General features: G+C 69.2%; 16 protein-coding genes and 1 pseudogene. 8 read left to right on the top strand and 9 right to left on the bottom strand.

Annotated elements, in window-relative coordinates; translation table 11 throughout:
• Positions 1 to 214 precede the first annotated feature (214 nt).
• The 4 genes from QFZ58_RS33120 to QFZ58_RS33105 all read right to left on the bottom strand — a co-directional run bounded on the left by QFZ58_RS33120 (position 215) and on the right by QFZ58_RS33105 (position 4,509).
• On the bottom strand, positions 215 to 1,228 hold the full coding sequence (locus QFZ58_RS33120; RefSeq protein WP_307128553.1) for a LacI family DNA-binding transcriptional regulator: 1,014 nt from the start codon (positions 1,226 to 1,228) through the stop codon (positions 215 to 217).
• A 107-nt stretch (positions 1,229 to 1,335) separates the two neighbouring features.
• A complete protein-coding gene (locus QFZ58_RS33115; RefSeq protein WP_307128552.1) occupies positions 1,336 to 2,169 on the bottom strand; it encodes an ATP-binding cassette domain-containing protein in 834 nt (277 codons plus the stop codon).
• A complete protein-coding gene (locus QFZ58_RS33110; RefSeq protein WP_307128551.1) occupies positions 2,166 to 3,161 on the bottom strand; it encodes an ABC transporter permease in 996 nt (331 codons plus the stop codon). Before QFZ58_RS33110 ends, QFZ58_RS33115 begins: the two co-directional genes overlap by 4 nt.
• A 334-nt stretch (positions 3,162 to 3,495) precedes the next feature.
• Positions 3,496 to 4,509 (bottom strand): sugar ABC transporter substrate-binding protein, encoded by a 1,014-nt coding sequence (locus tag QFZ58_RS33105; RefSeq protein ID WP_307128550.1) that lies wholly within the window; start codon positions 4,507 to 4,509, stop codon positions 3,496 to 3,498.
• 302 nt (positions 4,510 to 4,811) lie between these two features.
• Between QFZ58_RS33105 and QFZ58_RS33100 the strand changes: the two genes are divergently transcribed.
• The 5 genes and pseudogenes from QFZ58_RS33100 to QFZ58_RS33080 all read left to right on the top strand — a co-directional run.
• Positions 4,812 to 5,783: a carbohydrate kinase gene (locus tag QFZ58_RS33100; RefSeq protein WP_307128549.1), complete on the top strand. Its 972-nt coding sequence runs from the start codon at positions 4,812 to 4,814 to the stop codon at positions 5,781 to 5,783.
• A 211-nt stretch (positions 5,784 to 5,994) separates the two neighbouring features.
• Positions 5,995 to 8,550, top strand: coding sequence for a GH32 C-terminal domain-containing protein (locus QFZ58_RS33095; protein WP_307128548.1), 2,556 nt, complete (start codon positions 5,995 to 5,997; stop codon positions 8,548 to 8,550).
• Between the two features lie 108 nt (positions 8,551 to 8,658).
• Positions 8,659 to 8,952, top strand: coding sequence for a putative quinol monooxygenase (locus QFZ58_RS33090; RefSeq protein ID WP_307128547.1), 294 nt, complete (start codon positions 8,659 to 8,661; stop codon positions 8,950 to 8,952).
• Between the two features lie 381 nt (positions 8,953 to 9,333).
• Complete coding sequence (locus tag QFZ58_RS33085) at positions 9,334 to 9,840, top strand: hypothetical protein (protein ID WP_307128546.1); 507 nt, start codon at positions 9,334 to 9,336, stop codon at positions 9,838 to 9,840.
• Positions 9,841 to 9,929: 89 nt separating this feature from the next.
• A pseudogene (locus QFZ58_RS33080) lies at positions 9,930 to 10,371 on the top strand (transposase); the annotation flags it as partial.
• A 111-nt stretch (positions 10,372 to 10,482) separates the two neighbouring features.
• Here QFZ58_RS33080 and QFZ58_RS33075 read toward each other — a convergent pair.
• From QFZ58_RS33075 to QFZ58_RS33055, 5 genes are all read right to left on the bottom strand, one after another.
• Complete coding sequence (locus QFZ58_RS33075) at positions 10,483 to 11,556, bottom strand: hydroxyacid dehydrogenase (RefSeq protein WP_307128545.1); 1,074 nt, start codon at positions 11,554 to 11,556, stop codon at positions 10,483 to 10,485.
• A gap of 2 nt (positions 11,557 to 11,558) precedes the next feature.
• Positions 11,559 to 12,515 carry a carbohydrate ABC transporter permease gene (locus QFZ58_RS33070; protein ID WP_307128544.1) on the bottom strand — a complete coding sequence of 319 codons (957 nt, stop codon included), beginning with the start codon at positions 12,513 to 12,515 and terminating at the stop codon, positions 11,559 to 11,561.
• The gene (locus QFZ58_RS33065) at positions 12,512 to 13,432 is read right to left on the bottom strand and encodes a carbohydrate ABC transporter permease (protein ID WP_307128543.1); all 921 of its coding nucleotides are present in this window, start codon (positions 13,430 to 13,432) and stop codon (positions 12,512 to 12,514) included. Before QFZ58_RS33065 ends, QFZ58_RS33070 begins: the two co-directional genes overlap by 4 nt.
• Positions 13,433 to 13,731: 299 nt before the next feature.
• Positions 13,732 to 15,045 (bottom strand): sugar ABC transporter substrate-binding protein, encoded by a 1,314-nt coding sequence (locus QFZ58_RS33060; protein WP_307128542.1) that lies wholly within the window; start codon positions 15,043 to 15,045, stop codon positions 13,732 to 13,734.
• Between the two features lie 133 nt (positions 15,046 to 15,178).
• Positions 15,179 to 16,276: a substrate-binding domain-containing protein gene (locus QFZ58_RS33055; protein ID WP_307128540.1), complete on the bottom strand. Its 1,098-nt coding sequence runs from the start codon at positions 16,274 to 16,276 to the stop codon at positions 15,179 to 15,181.
• Between the two features lie 186 nt (positions 16,277 to 16,462).
• Between QFZ58_RS33055 and QFZ58_RS33050 the strand changes: the two genes are divergently transcribed.
• The 3 genes from QFZ58_RS33050 to QFZ58_RS33040 are packed head-to-tail and all read left to right on the top strand — an operon-like array spanning position 16,463 to position 21,422.
• Positions 16,463 to 18,922 carry a polysaccharide lyase 8 family protein gene (locus tag QFZ58_RS33050; protein WP_307128539.1) on the top strand — a complete coding sequence of 820 codons (2,460 nt, stop codon included), beginning with the start codon at positions 16,463 to 16,465 and terminating at the stop codon, positions 18,920 to 18,922.
• Positions 18,919 to 19,641, top strand: coding sequence for a heparin lyase I family protein (locus tag QFZ58_RS33045; protein ID WP_307128538.1), 723 nt, complete (start codon positions 18,919 to 18,921; stop codon positions 19,639 to 19,641). The genes QFZ58_RS33050 and QFZ58_RS33045 overlap by 4 nt, the downstream gene beginning before the upstream one ends.
• Before the next feature lie 38 nt (positions 19,642 to 19,679).
• Positions 19,680 to 21,422: a beta-galactosidase family protein gene (locus QFZ58_RS33040; RefSeq protein WP_307128537.1), complete on the top strand. Its 1,743-nt coding sequence runs from the start codon at positions 19,680 to 19,682 to the stop codon at positions 21,420 to 21,422.
• Positions 21,423 to 21,598 lie beyond the last annotated feature (176 nt).

Below are 21,598 nucleotides of genomic sequence, written 5' to 3'. Positions count from 1 at the left end.
TCAGTGAGCGCCGGTCGTCGATCCCGTCCCCGCCCTGAAGGCCGGCACCGTATCGATGGCATCGAGCAGTTGATTGCCGGAGCCCGAAGTCAGAGCAACGAAGTACATCGATCGAACGGCCCGGGAGCGGTGTGATGCAGAGATGCCAGCAAACTGGGGTAGACCTCAGCCGCGAGGATGCTGTTCAGCTCTCGGCCGGTGCCGGCTCCGCGGGTCACGGAGATGGTTCGCTGGAGCCGCGGACCACCAGGCGGGTGGGGACCATGATGGTCCGGGCGCGTGTGCGGTCGCCGTCCAGACGGGCGAGGGCGGTCCTGGCTGCCGTCTCACCGATGGTCGCCGGGTCCTGGGACACGACGGTCAGGGCCGGTTCGAGGACCTCGGCGAGCGGGAGGTCGTCGAAGGCGACCAGAGCGATGTCCTTGCGTCCCGCGCGGGTGAGCTGGGCGATGACCCCGAGAGCCATGATGTTGTTCGCCGCGAACAGGGCGGTGGGGGGATGCGGCAGCGCCAGCAGTGCGGTGGTCTCGGCGGCGGCCCCGTCCTGGCCGTGCCCGCCGGTCACCAGGGTCCGGTCGTAGGGCAGGCCGGCTTCGGCGAGCGCCGAGCGGTAACCGGCGAGCCGTTCGCGCCGGGTGTAGAGCTTGGTGGGGAGGTCTCCGATGAAACCGATCCGGTGATGGCCGCGGGCGATGAGGTGGGAGACGCCCTCGCGGACGCCGGTCTGGTTGGAGCTGACCACACAGTCGGCGGAGAGTCCGGCTCCCGGACGGTCGAGGAACACCACCGGTAGCCCGGCCGTGCGTGGTGCCTTGAGATGGCTGTGGTCGGCTCCGAACGCGGGGACGACCATCAGCATGCTGACACGCCGGGCGAGGAACGTCTGGATCAACGCCTTTTCGCGGTCCGGGTCTTCGGCCGACGAGCCCATGAGCAGGGTGAGCCCCCGGCCGCGCACGACGTCCTCTATGCCGCCGGCGACGGTTCCGAAGAAGGGATTGCCGAGGTCGGGCACGACCAGGCCGACGGTGGTGTCGGGGCCTCCGACGCGGATGTTGCGGGCCATCAGGTTCGGCTGGAAGCCGAGCTTCGCCACTGCGGCGAGCACGCGCTCGCGGGTCTGCGGGGAACTCGGCCCGTCCTCGTTGAGCACCCGGGACACCGTCTTGGCACTGACGCCCACTTCCCTGGCGACATCGGCCAGTGTGGGGCGACGGTTCGCGGCCATGTACCACCGTTCCTGTGCATTCGCTGGGCCCGGCCCCTGCCCAGGGCCGGGCCCGCTGTCCTGACTGTGCGGCGACCCTACGGTCTGCGCGTTACCCCTGCGGCAACTCAGTGAGCAGACACGCCTGCCGCCTCGGCGGCATCCGCGTCGGCAACGACCGTACCGCCATTGTCGTCCACCCTGAGCGCCCCCGTCATGATGGCGACGACCTCGGCCATGGAATGGTCGGACGGCTTGATCAGCGCCTCGCGCCGGCCGAGCCGGTGGATGTGGATGCGGTCGGCGATCTCGAAGACGTGCGGCATGTTGTGGCTGATCAGGACCACGGGCATGCCCTTGTCGCGGACGCGGCGGATCAGGTCGAGGACCTGTCCCGACTCCTTGACGCCCAGCGCGGCGGTGGGCTCGTCCATCACGACGACGCTCTTGGCCCAGGCGACGGACCGCGCGACGGCAACGGCCTGGCGCTGGCCTCCGGACAGCGTCTCCACCGGCTGGGTGAGCGACCTCAGGCCGATCTTGAGATCAGCCATGTGGGCGGCCGCCTCCTGGCGCATGCGCTTCTTGTCAAGCATGCGCAGCGCGCTGCCGAGGAAGCCCGGCCGGCGCAGTTCGCGCCCGAGGAACATGTTGGAGGCTATGTCCATGGAGGCGGCGACGGCCAGGTCCTGGTAGACGGTTTCGATGCCGTGCTGCCGGGCGCTCTGCGGGCCGGTGAACCTGATGGGTTCGCCGTTCAGCCGGATCTCGCCCTCGTCGGGGGTGAGCGCGCCGGTGAGGGCTTTGATCAGGCTCGTCTTACCGGCGCCGTTGTCGCCGATCACTGCGAGGACCTCGCCGGGCAGCAGGTCGAAGTCGGCGCCGTCGATGGCGGTGACGTGGCCGTACCGCTTGACCAGGCCACGGGCCTGGAGTACGGGCGTGATATCGGCGGTGCTCATCGGGTCTTCCTCCGGGAGATCTGGTCGACGGTCACGGCCAGGATGACCAGCGCACCGGTGATCAGGGTCTGGTAGATGGAGGCGACGCCCATCAACTGGAGGCCGTTGCGGAACACACCGACGATGAGGACGCCGATGAAGGTACCGAGGACGGCGCCCCGGCCGCCGAAGAGGCTGGTACCACCGAGGACGACGGCGGTGATGCTGTCCAGGTTGTCGGTCTGTCCAGCCTGCGGGTCACCGACGCCGGTGCGGGAGATCAGGAGCAGCGCGGCGATTCCGTAGACGGCTCCGGCCAGGGTGTAGAGGCCGATCGTCAGCCGGGAGGTGCGGATGCCGTTGAGGCGGGCGGCCTCGGGGCTGTTGCCGAGCGCGTACACGTGCCGGCCCCAGGAGGTGCCGCTGAGCGCGTAGGCGAAGAGCAGGAACAGGGCGATCGTCACCAGCGAGCCGTAGGTGATGTCGGTGTTGCCCAGAGGGAACGTTTCGCCGAGGGCGGTCAACGGCGCCGGCAGGTTGGTGATCGTCTGCTCGGCCGAGTAGATGTGGGTCAGTGCGAACGCCACGTTCAGCATGCCGAGGGTGACGATGAACGGCGGGAGCGGGATCATCTGCACCAGCAGGCCGTTGACCAGACCGAAGCCGGCGCAGACGACCAGACCGAGAGCGATCGCGGCGAGTGGTGGCAGACCGCCCTCGACAGCCGTCTTCGCGATGACGATGCTGCCGAACGCCATGACGGCACCGCACGAGAGGTCGATGCCGGCGGTGAGGATGATCAGGGTTTGGCCGATGGCCAGTGTGCCCACGACCATGACCTGCTGGACGATCAGTGAGAAGTTCCCGCCGGAGAGGAACTGCTCGGTCGTCAGGGAGAAGAAGACACAGGCCAGCAGCAGGGCGACGAGAGGGCCCGTGGTCGGTGTGGTGAGCAGCCGGCGGACCGTGGTCGGTCCTTTCAGCTGGTCGTAGGGCAGGGTTGTGGCAGTCATGGTGGTCCTTGCCGGTGGTCGGTTGTCGGCGAAGCAGAGAGATCGTCAGGGAGTGCATGCCGAGAGGCTGTTCACCGCGGGAGGCGTTCGCCGGAGAGTCCGAGGAGTGCCGTGAGGAGATTCCCCGAAGAGCGCGGGCGGAATGGCCTCAGGGGCGGGGAGGCGGGGTTCGGGTCACCGTTCGGCTACGGGAGCGGCCGGCCGGCGAGGCGGGGTTCAGGTCACCGCTCGGCCACGGGAGCGGCCGGCCGGGGAGGCGGGGTTCAGGTCACCGCTCGGCTACCGGAGCGGCCGGCCGGGAGAGGACTTTCGCGGCGCACCTCGATGGCCGGGCTCAGCCCCAGCACTTCTCGAGACCGTAGGCGGTGTCCTTGGCATCGACGCCCGGCTTGGCCGCGTCGGTGATGAGCGTGACGCCGGTGTCGGTGTAGCCGGGCGTCTTCTTGCCGTCCTTGGCGAATGCGGCGACCGCCTTGACGCCCTGGGACGCCATCTGGAGCGGGTACTGCTGCGAGGTCGCCGCGATCTTGCCTTCCTTGACGGCCTTCGTGCCGGTGCAGCCGCCGTCGACGGAAACGACCAGCACCTTCTTCTCGAGACCCTTCGCCTTGAGCGCGGTGTAGGCGCCCAGCGCGGCCGGCTCGTTGATCGTGTAGACGACGTTGATGTCCGGAGACTTCTGGAGGCAGTTTTCCATCGCGGTCTGGCCCTTGGCCTGATCGCCGCCGGTGTCCTGCATGCACACGATCGACGGGTCGTCTTCGGTGACGCCGAAGCCCTTGAGGAAGCCCTGGTGGCGCTGCACGCCCACTGCGACGCCGGGCGCGAGGTCCAGGGTGGCGATCTTCGCCTGCTTGCCGGCCATGGCAGCCTTGGCGTACTGGCCGATGAGCTCGCCCGCCTTGACGTTGTCGGTGGCGAAGAGGGCATCGGTGGCGTCCTGGGGATCGGTCGGGCTGTCGAGCGCGATCACCAGGATGCCCTTGGCGCGTGCCTTTTCGAGGGCGGGGACGATCGCCTTGGAGTCGTTGGGCGTGATGAGGATGCCCTTCACACCGGAGTTGACCATGTTCTCGATGGCGGTGACCTGGCCTGCGTTGTCGCCGTCGAACTTTCCGGCAGCGCTGACGAGTTCGACGCCGTTGTCCTTCGCGGCCTGCTCGGCGCCCTCCTTCATCTTCACGAAGAACGGGTTGGTGTCGGTCTTGGTGATCAAGCCGACCTTGGTGCCACCGCCCCCGGACCCTCCCTGGGCACCGGAGCCGCAGGCTGTCAGGGTCAGCGCCGAGACAGCGGCGAGAGCGGTGAATCCGATGGAGGCACGGAGGGTGCGGTTTCTGCGAAGCATGACTGGTCTCCTGCTGGGCGAAGGCGGAACGGCCGCGCGTCGAAGGGACGCGGCGCACAGGGGGGTTACTGCTGCCGGATGCGTGGGAAGCGGTGCCGGCGCCGACTGATGTCATCGTTGACACTGCTTGCGGAGGATGATGAACTCTGTCACCCGGAAACGTCAATGCCTTGGCGCCGTCACAAATCGGCAACGCCGCCCGCCTGCACCGCCTCACACCGAGAGCGCCGCTTCCCGTGCGCTTCCTCAAGGCCCCTTGAAAACGCAGCCTTTCTGCGCTGCCCACCTGGAGAGAACGAGCCATGCGCCTGCCTCTGGTCACCGTCCTTGGAGAATGCGTCGCGGACGCCTTCACCGTCCCCGAGTCCGTGCCGGGCGAGCTCTCCCTGAGGGTTCTGCCGGGCGGCGGTCCGGCGAACACAGCCGTGGCGCTCGCCCGCCTGGGCACGCCCGCACGCTTCCTCGCGCGGCTGTCCGACGATGTTTTCGGGCGCCTGTTCCGCAGGCACCTGGAAGCCTCGGGCGTGGACCTCACGGCCGCGGTACACGCCCCTGAGCCCAGCACGTTGGCGGTCGCCGAGCTCGACGCCCAGGGCCGGGCCGCGTACTTCTTCCACGCCCAGGGCACTGCGGACTGGCAGTGGACGGCGGACGAACTGGCCGCAGCGGACCTGACCTCCACGGCCTGCCTGCATGCGGGTTCCCTGGCGCTGGTACGCGAGCCCGGCGGCGCGGTCGTGGAAGACTTCCTCACCCGCGCCTCCGCGACGGCCACGATCTCCATCGACCCGAACGTCCGGCCGCTGCTCGTGGGACCGGAGGTCTACCGCGAACGCCTGCCGCGTTGGTGCGCGACTGCGGACATCCTCCGCCTGAGCGAGGACGACCTGGAACTGCTGCTGCCCGAGTACACGATCGAGCGCGCCTGCGACGCCTGGCACGCGGCGGGCGTCCCACTCGTGGTGATCACCCGCGGGGAGCGCGGCGCGGTCGCCTCACTGAACAGCGAGCGGGCCTTCGTACCGTCGCCCCCGACCAACGTGGTCGACACCGTCGGCGCGGGCGACTCGTTCACCGCAGGGCTGCTGCACCATCTCGCCGCCAAGGGTCTCCTCGGCGGTCGACTGACGGATCTGCGGGTCGACGACGTTGTCGACGCCTGCACGTTCGCGGCCCGGGTGGCGGCGCTGACCTGTGGTGTCGTCGGGCCGAATCCGCCGTGGGCCGGCCAGTTGCGGCTGCCGGAGCCCGCGGTCGGACGCACGGCCGGCTGACGGCTACCCAGACGAACTCGGCCCAGGCCATTGACGCGCCGACCGGTGCCCACACATCATCACTCCCCAGCGGATGTCGTCGCTGTCACATGTCATCGATGACATCCCGTTTCCCGGGTCGCCCCCACCGCCCGGCACTGCGCATCCACCGGCGTCGTACCACCGCAGCGGACGCGGAGCCGACGCCGCCGCCCCCAGTGCAGGAGAAACCATGAGCCGAGTCCCCGCACGCCGTCGTGTCCCCCTGCGCCTCGTCGCCGCCGCAGTCGCGACCTGCGCGCTGACCGTCACCTCCGTCGCCCCGCAGGCGGCGGCGGAGGACAGCCCGCCGTACACCGAGACCTACCGACCCCAGTTCCACTTCAGCCCCGCGAAGAACTGGATGAACGACCCCAACGGGCTCGTCTGGTTCAAGGGCGAGTACCACCTCTTTTACCAGTACAACCCGAGCGGGAACACCTGGGGCAACATGTCCTGGGGCCACGCCGTCAGCAACGATCTGGTGCACTGGCAGGAACTCCCCCTTGCCCTTACGCACGACGACGAGGAGATGGTCTTCTCCGGCAGCGCCGTCGTCGACCACGACAACACCACGGGGTTCGGGACCAAGGAGAACCCCGCGATGGTGGCCGTCTACACCAGCCACTACAAGGACGACGGCGAGCAGGCCCAGTCCCTCGCGTACAGCACCGACCGCGGCCGCACCTGGACCAAGTACTCCGGAAACCCCGTGCTCGACATCGGTTCCAAGGAATTCCGCGACCCCAAGGTCCAGTGGTACGCACCCACCAAGAGCTGGCTGATGACGGTTTCACTGTCCACGGAGCACAAAGTCCGGTTCTACTCCTCCAAGGACCTCAAGAGCTGGACGCATCTGAGCGACTTCGGCCCGCGGAACGCCGTGGGCGGCGTCTGGGAGTGCCCGGACCTGTTCCCGCTGCCCGTCGACGGTGACCCCAAGCGCATCAAGTGGGTGCTCGTCGTCAACATCAACCCCGGCGGCATCGCCGGAGGCTCGGCCGCCCAGTACTTCGTAGGCGACTTCGACGGCAAGCGGTTCACCGCCGACGACGACGGCTCCTACACACCCCCGGCCGGCCTGGTGGTGCAGGACTTCGAGGGACCCGACTACGGCGTATGGCAGACGACCGGCACCGCCTTCGGTGACGGGCCTGCCCCCGCGCCCGCGCCGGGGACCTCGGACACGAGCGGCTTCGAGGGCAAGGGACTCGTCGACAGTCTCCACAACGGCGACCACGAAACGGGCACCCTCACCTCACCCCCCTTCACCGTCACCAGCCCGTACCTCAACTTCAAGGTGGCCGGCGGCCGCCACCCACACGTCCCCGGCTCAGTGACAGGCGCCTCCCCCGCGCCGGCGGGAAAGCTCCTCGCCGACTTCGAGCAGGACGGCTACGGCTCCTGGACCACCCCGGGCACCGCCTTCGGCAACGGCCCCGCACGCGGCACCCTCCCCGGGCAGAACACGGTGACCGGCCACAACGGCAACAGTCTGGTGAACAGCTTCCTCGACGGCGACGCGACCACGGGCACCCTCACCTCGCCCGAGTTCACCCTCACCGCGAAGCACATCAACTTCCTCGTCGGCGGCGGCAACCACCCCTCCGGATCCGACACGCCCACCGCCGTCCGGCTCGTCGTCGACAACAAGACCGTGCGCAGCGCCACCGGCTCCGACTCGGAAGAGCTCAACTGGACGTCCTGGGACGTCGGCGACCTCGCCGGCCGGACCGCGCACATCGAGGTCGTCGACGAGAACACCGGCGGCTGGGGCCACATCCTGCTCGACCAGGTGATGCAGTCCGACACCCCCGCGCGCCCCCGCTCGACCGAAACGGCGGTCGACCTCCTCATCGACGGCAAGGTCGTCCAGAGCAGGACCGGCGCGGACAGCGGCAGCCTGGACTGGGCCTCCTTCGACCTGCGCGCCCACCAGGGCAAGCAGGCCACCATCCAGATCGTCGACATGAACAAGGCCGGCTGGGGACACGTCATAGCCGACCACTTCGTCGCCGCCGACCAGCCCGCCCTCTCGAACCTGCGGCGGGCTGACTGGGTCGACTACGGCAAGGACTACTACGCCGCCGTCTCCTGGGAGGGCGCCCCGGACAGCCGGCGCCACATGATCGGCTGGATGAACAACTGGCAATACGGCAACAACATCCCGACCTCCCCCTGGCGCAGCGCGCAGAGCATCCCGCGCGAGATGGCGCTGCGCACCGTGGGCGACCGGATCCGGCTGACGCAGCGACCCGTTTCCACCGTGGAGTCGCTCCACGGCCCCTCGGTCGGGGTCCACGACATCAGGATCACGGAAGGCTCCATACCGCTGGCAGCGGGCCGGGCCGACGGCAAGGCCCTCGACATCCGCGCCACGTTCACCCTCGGAAACGCCAAGCGTTTCGGGTTCAAGGTGCGCACCGGACAGGGCCAGGAGACCGTCATCGGTTACGACGAGGAGACCCAGGAGCTGTACGTCGACCGGACACGCTCCGGAGCGGTGGACTTCCACAGCGACTTCCCCGGCATCCACCGCGCACCGCTGGCAGCCCAGGGCGGCAAGGTCGAGCTCCGGATCCTCGTCGACTGGTCCTCGGTCGAGGTGTTCGGCGGCGACGGCGAGGCCGTGATCACGGACCAGGTATTCCCCGGTCCGGACAGCGACGGCGTCCGGCTCTTCGCCGAAGGCGGCTCCGCCCGCCTGGAGAGCGCCAAGGTCTGGCAGGTGCGGTCGTACCGCGGCTGACCACCCACGCAGGTCGACGGTGCGGGGGCAGGCTACCGGCCACCGACGGCCCGCCTCCGCACCGTCCCGCCACGCCGGCGCCCCGGCGAAAGAGACAGGAGACAGGACATGAAGAAGACACTGCTGGCAGAGTTCACCGTGCTCCCTGGAAGCGAGGAACGCGTCGCTGAGCTCGTCCGGGATTACGCTGTGCGCGTCCGTGAAGAGCCAGGAAACGTGGTGTTCGAGGTGTACACCAAGGAACTCGACCACTTGGCGTACTGGATATTTGAGGTGTACGCGGACGAGGCCGCCTTCCAGGCCCACTTGGCGGCACCCTACGGCCCGCCGTTCAACGCGACGCTCCAGCCGCTGATTCAGGAGAAGGAGTCTCTCCTCACCTTCCTGAGCCCGCTCGGCTGAGGATCCAGCGGTGGCCCCGCGCCGCTGGGCGGCCGGGCATTCCGGCACGGCTGAGGCGGTCGCCGGGGGCGGGTTCCGGCTCAGCCGCACGCTGGACGACGGGGTGCCGTTGCTCGGGCGCACAACGTCAGCGGCAACTACAACACGGGCTCGTGGAACTCCTGGGCCTCAGTCCCCGGCACCGGAAACGGCCACAACCAGGTGGTCGCGACCACGATCGGAAACGACGGCCATGTGTACATCCTGACCGGAGACGCCCTGATGTACGGAGTCGGCAACGACGCGGCAGGGACCTGGAGCACTTCAAGAAGCAGGGATTGTCAGGGCCTGGATCTCCGCCCTGAGTCCGGCGAGGCCGATCGAAGTGGCTAGCCTGACGGCATGTCCATCCCATGGCGGTACAGCGCCGCAGCGTTCGAGCGGATTCTCGGCCGACATGGTGTCGCCGCTGGTGCCTGCACCCTGGAGGCGGCGTGGACTGCCTTTGAGGAGTTCGTCCAAGTACCGGTCGAGGGGATCGAGGGTCCCGAGGACGACGGTGACGGCTTCATCGTTGAGTGGGGCGTCTGGGACTGGACCGGGAATCGGCCTGCGCCGGCTCTTGGGCGACTGCTGGCCATCAACGAGGACGGCGACCGGGATGATCCGTACTGGCAGCCCCAGTACTGGAAGGTGGAGTTCCAAGCATGCTTCGCCGAGGGCCCCGCCTGGGCGGACCTACACATCAGCGGTGGCGGAGACAGCGGCTTCGATCACGCCACCATTGGCGGGCCCAGAGCGGAGGCGCTCGCAGAAACACGCCGTTTCATCGGTCAGGACCCGCTCCTCAGCGCGATGTGGCGGTCCGCTCCGATCGACACCGAAGTCACGTTCGACCGAGCAGGCTAGACCGCCCGCGGGTCGCCCAACTGATCGTTTCAGAATGAGATCGGTGTGGTGGCTTGGCAGTTGGGTGTTGAGTCGGCAGGATCTGATGAGTGTCTGCTGATCTTGTGCCTGATGACCGGTGGGACGGATAGCCCGCTGCTGCCGGTTCGTCCGCCTCGACGGCGCCGGCATCCCGGGCGGCTGCCGGCCGATGACCGTGCCGCGCTGCGCGGCATCGTTTACGTGCTGCGCGAGAGTGTGAGCTGGCGAGACGTCCCCGCTGCGCTGGTGGGCTGCAGCGGGGTGACGCCTGGCGGCGTCTGCGGGAGTGGACCGAGGCCGGAGTGTGGCCCCGTCGGCACGAGGTCCTCCTGGCGGAACTGCGCAAAGAGGGGCTGCTGGAGATGGACGACGCCGCGATCGACGGTTCACACGTCAGGGCCCTCAAAGGGGGCTCACACCGGACCTTCGCCGGTCGACAGTGCCCGGCCCGGAAGCAAGCACCACCTGATCGTCGACCGGCACGGAACTCCGCTCGCCATCTCTCTGACCAGCTCCTTGCAGCCCGCGGCCTCGGCCACGGCGCGCCCTTGGCCTCGGCCTGGGTGCGGGTGAACGAGCCGTCCGGGCCGACGCAGCCCACGCTCTGCACGATCGCCACCGTCACGCTGTCCGAGCCAGGTCCTGGGGCTCCACACCATGGGCGAAGGGCATGCCCCGGGCGTAGCGGGTGATCTCGGCGGATGCGTAGTCGGCCATGCGGCCTAGCTCGCTGCCCAGCGAGCCAGCGATGTGCGGGGTCAGGAGCACGTTCGGCAGCCGGAACAGCGGTGATTCGGCGGGCAGTGTCTCGGGGTCGGTGACGTCGAGGACTGCCTGGATGCGTCCGGACGTCAGGTGGGTGAGGAGCGCGTCCGTGTCGACCAGGGAGCCGCGTGCGGTGTTGATCAGTGTGGCCCCGTCGGACAGCAGGGCCAGCCGCCTGGCGTCGAACATGTGGTGCGTTTCGGGTAGTTGGGGGGCGTGGATGGAGATGACCTGACTGAGCCGGGTCAGTTCGTCGAGGCCGACGGGCCGCGCCCCGAGACGGGCGGCACCGGCGTCGTCCAGATAGGGGTCGTGGACCAGGATGGTGAAGTCGAACGGCCGCAGCAGTTCGATCACGCGCCGGCCGGTGCGCGAGGCGCCGACGATGCCAACGACCCGCCGGTAGTTGCCGTGACCGGCGAAGTAGGGCAGCAGCGGGTACGGGGCGCGCCGATCACGGTAGGCACCCGCGCTCTCCAGGATCCGTTTGCCGGTGAGGAGGATCGCGGCCAACGTGTACTCGGCGACCGGCAGCGCGTTGGCCGATGCGGCGCTGGACACGGTGATGCCGCGCTCCCACACGGCGTCGGTCACATGGTGCTTGACGGACCCTGCGGCGTGGACGACGGCCCGTAGTTGGGGCATTGCCGCGAGCGCTTGCTCCGTCAGCGGCGGACATCCCCAGTGGGTGAGCAGCACTTCTGTCCGGCCAAGGGTAGTGGCGGCGGAGGGGTCCGCGAAGTTGGTGACCAGCAGGTCCGGATCGAGGTCGGCCACCTCGCGAAGCAGGTCGATGGCGCCCTCGTCGCGCAGGGCGTCGCGGGTCTCCCGCGACATCGCGAGGGCGGTGCGGGGACGCCGCGGACGGGGGCTGGGCGCGAGCGGGGGAAGGACCTTGGCGGCCGGCGCCGTCGTGTGCCGTGCGGTCATCGTCACTTCACCGCGCCTGCGGTGAGCCCGGAGCGCCAGAAGCGCTGGAGACAGACGAAGGCGATGATCAGGGGAAGGACCGAGACCAGCGCCCCCACGATCGTCAGCATGTAGAACTCCGGGTTCTGCTGGGAGGACTTGCTCCAGATCGCCAGGCCGAGGGTGACGGGGTAGAGCTTGTCGTTGCTCAGCATGTACAGCGGCAGGACGAAGTTGTTCCAGCTCGAGGTGAAGGTGAAGAGGAACAGGGTGACGAAGCCGGGCGCGATCATCGGCAGGCCGACCGAGCGGAAGACGCGCCACTCTCCCGCGCCATCCATCCGGGCGGCCTCGATCACCTCGTCGGGGATGTACCCCTCGGAGAAGACCCGGGCGAGGTAGACGCCGAATGGGTTGACCAGCAGGGGGACCAGGACGGCCCAGTAGGTGTTGTCCAGGCCCGCCTTGCTGGCCAGCAGGTACTGGGGCAGCACGAGGACGGCACTCGGCACGAGGACGCCTAGCAGCACTATGCCGAATAGCTTCTCCTTGTGCGGGAAGTCGTACTTGTCGAAGGCGTAGCCGACGGCCGTGCTGACGAGGGTGGAGGCCAGGCAGCCCAGGCCGAAGTACAGGATGCTGTTGAGCAGCCAACGCCCGTAGATTCCGTCGCCGTAGGTGAACAGGTCACCGAGGTTGGCGAAGAGATTGAAGGCGGCGAAGGTGAATCCGCCGGTGCCGACGAGATCACCGTGGTCCTTCGTGCTGGCGACGAACAGCCAGGTCAGGGGCACCAGGGTGTAACAGGCGAAGAGGGCGAGGAGGCCGTTGACGACGGCCTTGGCGGTCCACGAGCGGCTCGGGCGGGCATGGCCCCGGCCGCCTGGGCGTGGGCCGGGCGGCCGGGTTCGTATCTTGGGTCCGCTCCCCTCGCCGGCCGTGCGGGGGGAGGGCTGCCCGGTGACGGTGTGCGTGGTCATGCTGCCTTCCAGCGGTTGCCGAGCTTGGTGACTGCGTAGGACAGGAGGCCGGCCAGGAGAGCGATCAGGACCGCCGCCGCGGAGGCGAGGCCGGGCTGGTGATCGACGAACGCCGTCTTGTGCACGTACATCACGGGTGACCAGTCGCGGTTGATGGCCTCTGACTGGGTCGTGAGCATGTAGGGCTCGTTGAAGAGCTGGATGGCGCCGACGCAGGTGAACAGGAGGCTGAGGACCAGGGCGGAACGAATGTGGGGAACCTTGATCCGTAGCGCGGTACGAACCGCCCCAGCGCCGTCCATCGTGGCCGCTTCGAGTGTCTCCCGAGGGATCGCCTGGAGCGCCGCGTAGAGGATCACCATGTTATATCCGACATAATGCCAGGTCACGATGTTGACGACCGAGGGGACGGCCAGCGGCGCGGAGAAGAAGTCCACGCTGACGCCTGCGGAGCCGAGCCAGTCCATGACCGGGCTGAGGCTGGGGGAGTACAGGTAGACCCAGATGATCGCCGCGATGACGGTAGGCACCGTGTAGGGCAGGAAGAGGGCGAGCTGGAACAGCCGCTTGGCCCGTGCGACGGTCGAGTCCAGCAGTAGGGCGAGCAACAGTGCCGTGCAGGTCATGAGCGGGATGTAGATCGCCACGTAGGCGGCGACGTTCAGGAACGAGGCGCGCAGGGCCGTGTCGCCGAGTGCGTCGGCGTAGTTGCCGAGGCCGACGAAGACGCTCTCGGTGCCGCCGAAGCCGAGACCGGAGGACTCTTCCTTGAACAGGCTGGTCCAGAGCGCGTAGCCGATGGGAGCGACCATGACGAGCGTGAAGAGGACGAAGAAAGGCACGAGGTAGGCCGCGGCGGCACGCTGTCGGGCGCGTCCGGCCGAGGGGCGAACAGGGGCTGGGGCCGGAACTGTCATGAAGTTCTCCTGACCTCGGCACCCGGGGCAGCGGGGCCGGAACAGTGGTGGATCAGGGGGCGAGACGGCCGGATAGGGCAGGCCGAGGTGGTGTGCCGCGGGCTCGACGTGCCTGAGATGGCGGGGGTGGCGGCTTTCGTGGCGTGTCGACGTGCGGCGAGGGGGGCTTCCGCGGCGCTCGCGCCACCCGGGCCGCCACCAGGTCAGGCACTTCTGCGGCACCCATCCGCTGCCAGTGGCCGCCGCACCAGGTCGGGCCGGGGCGCGGCCGGTATGTCGCGGGTCCGCCGGGCACGGGGTCAGCCGACGGTCTTCAGTCCGCGGTCGTCGAGCGCCTTCAGCGCCGCCCGCTGGGCCGCCTCGAACCCGGCCTCCCAGCCGCCCTTGGCCACGGTGCTCTCGAACGCCTCGTTCACCGAACCCTGCACCGGGCCCCAGCTCCAGCCGTCACCGATGGTGTCCACCTGGTCGGCAGCGACCTGGTAAAGGTCGTTGACGAAGTAGCCGCCCGCGGCTCGGGTGAACTCCGTTGCCGCGACCTTCTGCAGGCCGGGGTCGGCGGGCAGAACGCTGCTTGGCGCCTCGGCGTCCGCGAGCCGGGCCTTCATCGCGGCCGGATCGGTGGTGAGCCACTCGATGAACTCCGCCGCGCCATCGATGTGGTCGCTGCCCTTGGGCACGGCGAAGGAGGTGCCGCCCCAGGTTCCGGTGGCCGGTGTGCCGTCCCATGTGGGCAGCGGAGCCACGGCCCACTTTTTCCTCTGTTCCGGTGTCTGGGATATCAGGCCGGCTCCGCTCCAGGGGGCGCCGATGAACGCGGCGACTTGATTCTTCTTCTTGGCGGTGCTCTCCTCCTCGCTCCAGGCGGGGTGGTTGAGCACCAGGCCGTCGCGCACCAGGCCGTCCCAGAACCCGGCGACCTTCAGGGCGGGCTCGTCGTCGATGTGCACCGTCCAGGCGTCGCCCTCGACGCCGAAGCCCTGCGAACCAGCCTGCCAGGCCAGTCCGTTGATGAATGGGATGTCGCCGCCCTTGGGGATGTTGAGGATGCGGACCCCCTTGTCGGCGGCCTTGATCTTCTTCGCCGCCTTCTCGAACTCGGCCCAGGTGACCGGCACTTCGACGCCTGCCTTCTCGAACAGGTCGGTGCGGTAGTAGAGGAGTTGCGGGGTGACGTCGAAGGGGACGCCCCACGTACGGCCGCCGGGGGTGACCAGCGACTGGAGGCTCTCGGGGAACGACTTGACCAGTTTCCCGGAGTGTCCGGTCAGGTCCTCCAGGTTCCCCTGGCTGGCGAACTCAGGGAGCATCGCGTACTCCATGCCCACGACGTCAGGTGCGTTGCCGCCCTTGATCGCACTGTCGATCTTGGAGTAGCCGTCCGCGCCGGCGGTGATTTCGGTGTACTCGACCTTGATGTCCTCGTGGGTGGCGTTGAACTCTTCGACGACCTCTTTGGTGCCGACCATCCAGGACCACATGGTGAGGGTGACCGGCTTGCCGTCCGTGGCCCCGGACGTACCGCCGCCCCCGCCGCAGGCGGTGGCGAGGAGGGCCAGACAGCCCAGGGAGGCTGTGAGAGCGAGGCGGGGCATGCGGTGGGCGGGCTTCATCTGCACTGGCTCCTCGATGAGCAAGGCGCCTCAGCGACCGGAGGCGATTCCGTTCATCTTTTGCGCAGAACGATCGTCCGTCAAGAGCAAATGACCAACTCGATCAAAACAATCAACTATTGGGTATCCGAGATCACCGGGGTGGAGCGCAGGACGCCCGCACCATGAGCCGGGGTACCAAAGAGACGTGTCGACTCGGCGCCGCCGCACCGGGCCCCGCTTCGAGCCGGGCGAACATCATCTCGACGGCGCTCTCCCCCACTGCCTGCCGCGGCGGAGCCACGGCGGTCAGCGGCACATCGGCCAGCGCCGCCATTTCGTCCTCGTACGCCACCAGCGACACGTCGCCAGGGAGGGAGAGGCCTCGTTCGCGTAGCCGTTGCACCACCCCGATCGCGGTCTGATCGTTGTGGACGATCGCGGCGGTGACCCCGCCCTCCGCCACCGACCGGTACAGCGTCCGGGCCGCCGCCTCCAGGCCGGCCGGGTCCTCCGGGTCGACGTCCACGAGCGGCGGCACCGAAAGTCCACGCGCCGCCATGGCGGCCTCGTACCCCTCCCGGACCTGCGGTGACGTCGGGTTGTCCTGGGCGAGGAGGGAGATCCGCTCGTGCCCCAGCCCGGCGAGGTGGTGGACGGCGGCGGCGGCCCCGAGTGCATGGTCGGAGCGTGCGCTGTCCAGTCCGGCCAGCCGGCCCCCGAGAGGGATGCGTCGGTCCACCAGAACGGCCGGGATTCGGAGCGCCAGCAGCTGTTGCTCCTGCTCGAGGCTGGGTACCCCGCGTTCCCAACTGGGCTGGATCAGCAGGCCGTCGACGCCGCCGTCGAGCATCCGTCCGATCTGCGCGGTGTCCTCCTCGGACCGCCAGTGGGCAATGCCGAGCACCAGCCGGCCGCCGCGCGCCGCGACGGCGTCCTGAGCGCCCTTGACCAGCTCCGCGAAGTAGTGCTCCATGCTGGGCACGACCATGCCCAGGACCACTCCGGTGGGCGCTGATCGCACGGGGGCGTCCACGCCGGCGTCGGCCGGGCCGGAGCCGGGCGGCTCGGGGCACGTGACCGAGCCGTGCAGCCGCATCAGCCGCCCCTGTTCGGCCAGCGTCTCGACATCGCGCCGCACGGTGACGGCCGAGACTCCCAGCTCCTCCGCCAGATCCGTTACCCGCAGTTCGCCTCGCCTGCGCACGATCTCCAGCACCCGTTCGTGGCGCTGATTGACATGCGACCGCATCTGTCGTCCTCCTGATGATCCCCCGATTGGTGCAAGTTCCACCGTACTCTAGTGATCGATTCTTATGAGTCTTACGTATTGAGCATCTTGTGCGTACCGTGCTAGAAACCCACCACCGCACTCGCCCTCCTCCTTTCTCGCGTTCCTCCTCCGTCTTCCTCCCTCCGTCCTGTCCCAGGAGACGCCATGCCCACACCTTGGTCCCGCCGCGGATTCGTCAAGGCGACGGGAGGTGCCGCCGCCGCACTGGGTCTCCCCGCAACCGCCTCGGCGACGGTCCTGACCACCTCCGAGCCCGCCCAAGCCCCTTCGGCCGCGTCCGCCGAGTTCGAAAGGCTCAGAGCCACCTGGCGCGGCCTGATACTCGGCTCCGGTTTCAGCCCGACCGCGGAGCCGTTCGCCTCCAAGCTCGCCCGGCTGGGCACCGACGCCGCCGCCTGGCGGACCACCATGCTGCCCGCGCCGGGCTCCCTGTGGCCGGGCATGGTGTGGCTGGACCCGGATCCCGACACGGACACCGCGTCGTACACCTACTCCGCGCAGATCCAGCTCACCTTCCAGCGGCTGCGTTCCATGGCAGAGGCGTATGCCCAGCCCGGCACGGGTCTGACCGAAGACGAGGCCTTCGCTCGAGATGTCGTGACCGGCATCCGGCACGTGGTCACCGACGTCTACCACGCGGGCCGGGCCCGCTATGGCAACTGGTACAACTGGCAGATCGGCGGGCCCCACGCGCTGCTGGACGCGGCGACCCTCCTGTACGACCACCTGGACGCCGAACTGATCGCCACGATCACGGAAGCCGTCCGCGCGTTCGTGCCCGACAGTGCGGTGGCCTCGTACACGGGCACCTCCACCGGCGCCAACCGCGTCGACCTGTGCCGGACGATCGCGCTCAGCGGCCTGGTCGGCGAGGACGCGGACCGGCTCGCCCTCGCGTCCGGGGCGCTGTCGCCGGTCTTCCCCTACGTGACGTCTGGGGATGGCCTCTACCGTGATGGCTCCTTCGTCCAGCACACGTGGGTGCCCTACGCCGGGTCGTACGGCGCGGATCTGTTCACCGGCCTCAGCCTGCTGTGCGCGCTGCTCGCCGGCTCCCCGTGGGAGATCACCGATCCGGCCCGGGAGAACTACTTCGACGCCGTCGAACGGGCCTGGGCCCCCTTCATCTACAACGGCCTGTGCATGGACGCCGTCTCCGGACGCGCCGTCTCACGGGGCCTGGCGCCCGGCGATCCCGGCGGCGCCAACGACGACCATCTGCGCGGCCACTCGATCATCGCCTCGATCGTCGCCCTGGGACGCGCCGCGAGCCCCGAGCAGAACGCGCGCTGGCGCGCCCTGGCCAAGGGATGGATCCAGCGGGCGCACTTCAGCCCTCCGCACACCAACCCCATGCTCGGCATCTACAAGCTCGCCCAGCTCCAGAGCGTCGTGGACGACACCTCGGTCAAGCCCTTGCCCGAGCCGGTCGCACACCGGCTCTTCCCGGCCCAGGACCGGGCGGTACACCGCCGCCGGGAGTGGGCTGCCTGCCTGTCCATGGCCTCCGACCGAATCGCGCACTACGAGTGGGGCAACGGGGAGAACCTGCGCGGCTACCACACCGGGGCCGGCTGGCTGTCCTGGTGGGGGGACGACTTCGCCAACGAGCAGTACTCGCAGACCTTCTGGGCCACCGTGGACCCCAATCGGCTGCCCGGCATCACCGCTTCCAGGAAGAAGCTCGCCGACGGCCAGGGCGGCCAGTGGGGCGCCGAACGCCCGGCGGTGGCATGGGTCGGAGGCACGACCGACGGCACGTACGCCGCGGTGGGCCAGCATCTCAAGGGGCTGGCCTCGACGCTGGAGGCACACAAATCCTGGTTCTTCCTGGACGAGGGCATCGTCTGTCTGGGCGCGGGGGTCACCGCCACGGACGGCGAGGCGGTCGACACCGTCATCGACAACCGCCGCCTCGGCCCCACCGGCACCCACGCCCTGACCGTGGACCGCCACCTCAAGCCCGGCACTCCGGGCTGGACCGAGACGCTGAGCGACCCGGGCTGGGCGCATATCACCGGCCATGGAGGCTACGTCTTTCCAGCGGGCGGCCGCATCACGGCGCTGCGGGAGGAGCGTACCGGCCGGTGGAGCGACATCAGGACCGGTTCGTCCACGGCCCCCCTCACCGACCGCTACCTCACCCTGTATGTCGACCACGGCATCGACCCGGTCGACGGCGCCTACGCCTACGTCCTGCTGCCCGGAGCCAGTGCGGCCCGCACCGCGGCCCACGCCGCGGGCGCGCGAGGACTGCTCAGAACACTCGTCAACACACCCCGGGCCCAGGGCGTCCACGTCCCCTCCCTCGGCGTCACCGCTGTCAACTTCTGGGCGGCGGGGACGGTGGGCGATCTCACCGTGAGCGGCCCCTGCGCGGTGCTGATCCGGCATCGGAACGACGGCACCGCGGTCGTCTGTGTCTCCGACCCGACCCGCACCCTCACCACGCTCACCCTGACGTGGCGGCACCGGATCACCGCAGTCGTCTCCCATCCCGCCACGGTCGAACAGGCCGTACCCGGACGGAAGCTGACCCTCACGTTTGGAGATCTCACCGCCGAGGCAGGCGCCACCCAGAAGATCACGGTGAGGACAGCATGAGGGCGACGGTACGACGTTCCACCGCCGTGGCGGCGGCGCTGGCCTGCCTCTTGGTCTCCGCCACCTCGGCGCGCGCGGAAACCGTCTGGGACGGTGACGCGGCAGGGGGCACCGGCGTTTTCGGCAGCGTGGAGTGCGCCGAGCCCGGCAGCCTGGTCACCGCCGCCAACCAGGACGGTCACGGGACCATCTTCCGGTTCACCAAGCCCGGCGGTCTCATCCGCTGCGAATCCCGGGGCCTTTCGGTGGGCGGCGCCCGGTACGCCTTCGCGCTCGGCTCCACCTACTGGCTGGGCTGGGAGTCCCAGCTGTCCACCGTCAGCGGGGACTTCGTGGTGTGGCAGTGGAAGTCGTATCCCAACGCGGCACAGAACTACCCCCTGATCATGACCGTCAAGGACGGTTCAGTGCGCCTCTTCCACGTCAGTACGGACGCCACGTGGCACCTGATCTGGTCGGCGCCCGTCTCAGCCGGGGCATGGAACCGGTTCGCTCTCGGTATCCACACCTCCGCCTCGGCCGAGTCGGGCTGGGTAGAGCTGTCCTTCAACGGGACCCGGCAGACCTTCTCCAGCGGAGGCTCCCGCTACGCGGCACGCACCTGGGACAGCGCCAACGAACCCAAGTGGGGCGTCTACGACCGGGACACCCCGCAGAGCGACGTCGTGAACCGACTGGACCGGCTGCGCGTCGGCACCACCTACGCGGACGTCGGCTGACCTGCCGTGCACAACGAGAGAGACAAAGGTGACCGTCGATGACCGAACGACCGGCGGACGGCGTTTTCAGCGTGACCGACAGCGGATTCTCCCTGGACGGTCGGCCGGTACGGCTGTTGTCGGGCGCCCTGCACTACTTCCGGGTGCACGAGGACCAGTGGGCGCACCGGCTGGAAATGCTGCGAGCGATGGGGCTCAACTGCGTCGAAACGTATGTGCCGTGGAACCTGCACGAGCCGTTTCCCGGACAGTACCGGGACGCGGAGGCGCTGGGCAGGTTTCTGGACGCAGTACACGCGGCGGGCCTGTGGGCCGTCGTCCGGCCCGGTCCCTACATCTGCGCCGAATGGGAGAACGGCGGGCTGCCACAGTGGCTCACCGGCACCGTGGCAGGGCAGGTCCGCACCAGGAACCGGGCGTACATGGAGCCGGTGCGCCGCTGGTTCGGCCGCCTGCTGCCCCAGGTCGTGGAGCGCCAGGTCCACCACGGCGGGCCGGTGGTCATGGTGCAGGTCGAGAACGAGTACGGCAGTTACGGCTCCGACCAGGAGTACCTGCGAGAGCTGGCCACGGTCCTGCGGGACGGCGGGGTGACGGTGCCACTGTTCACCTCCGACGGGTCCGAGGACCACATGCTCACCGGCGGTTCGCTGCCCGGTGTCCTGGCCACCGTGAACTTCGGCTCGGACGCAGCCGGGGCTTTCCGCACGCTGCGCCGGCACCGGCCCACCGGGCCGCTGATGTGCATGGAGTTCTGGTGCGGCTGGTTCGCCCACTGGGGCGCCGGTGAGCCCGAGCCGCGCGAAGCCCGGGACGCGGCGGCGGTACTGCGCGAGATCCTGGAGTGCGGGGCGTCGGTGAACATCTACATGGCACACGGCGGGACGAGCTTCGGCGGCTGGGCGGGCGCCAACCGCGCGGGCGACCTGCACGACGGCGCCTTGCAGCCGACGGTGACCTCCTACGACTACGGTGCCCCCGTCGATGAACGGGGCAGGCCCACGGAGCTGTTCCGGCGCTTCCGGGAGGTGCTGGCCGACTTCGCTGACACCCCTCCGCCTCCGGTGCCGGCCGCCTGGCCGATCCTCACGGCACCGGCCACAGCCGTGCTCGATGCGTGGACGCCGCTGGACGAGGTGATGGACACGCTCGGCGGAACGGAGGGTGTCTTTGGCATGGCGCCGACTTTCGAGGAGCTCGATGTCGACCGGGGCCTGGTGCGCTACCGGGTCCGCGTTCCCGGGCCGCGGCCGCCACTGCCGCTGTCCCTGCCCGGCGTGCGGGACCTGGTCCGGCTCTCCGTCGACGGCGTCGACACCCCGGTCGGCACGGCGGTCGCCGGCCCTGCCGAGTTGGAACTATGGGTGGAGTCCCTGGGGCGCGTCAACTACGGGCCCCGCCTGGGCGAGCCCAAGGGACTGACTGGCGGGATCCTGCACGAGCGGCAGTACGTGCACGGTGTGAGCGCACGCGGCCTGCGGCTGGACGCGTTCGACGACGGGAAGGCGGTCGCCGGGCTGCCGTCCCGCCTGCCGGAGGGGGGTGAGCCGGGCCTCTACCGGGGCAGCGTCGACGTATCGGGCCCCGGGGACGCGATGCTGGAACTCCCCGACTGGGGACGGGGCTTCGTCTGGATCAACGGCTTCTGCCTCGGGCGGTACTGGTCTGCGGGCCCTCAGTCTGCCCTGTACGTTCCCGGCCCCGTACTCCGTCCCGGGGATAACGAGGTGTGGGTGCTGGAGACGGAGCGAACCGGTGGCACCCGGGTGCGGCTGGAATGAGCCCGTTCCCTTCCTCGGCGGCCACCACGAAGCTGACAGGATCCAATCCGCTACCCGCCGCATTCGCACCGCGGCCAGAGCCTGCTCCAGCCACGCGGCATCGATCCGGCCCTGGCCGAGCCCGCTGCAGAGCCCATGGTGGCCGCGGCGGGTGGCTGTTGCTGTTCCGGTCTTGA

The sequence above is a fragment of the Streptomyces sp. B1I3 genome (assembly GCF_030816615.1).
GTDB lineage: Bacteria > Actinomycetota > Actinomycetes > Streptomycetales > Streptomycetaceae > Streptomyces.
Note: the sequence above shows the minus strand (reverse complement) of the source record. Positions and strands in the feature narration are given on the sequence as shown.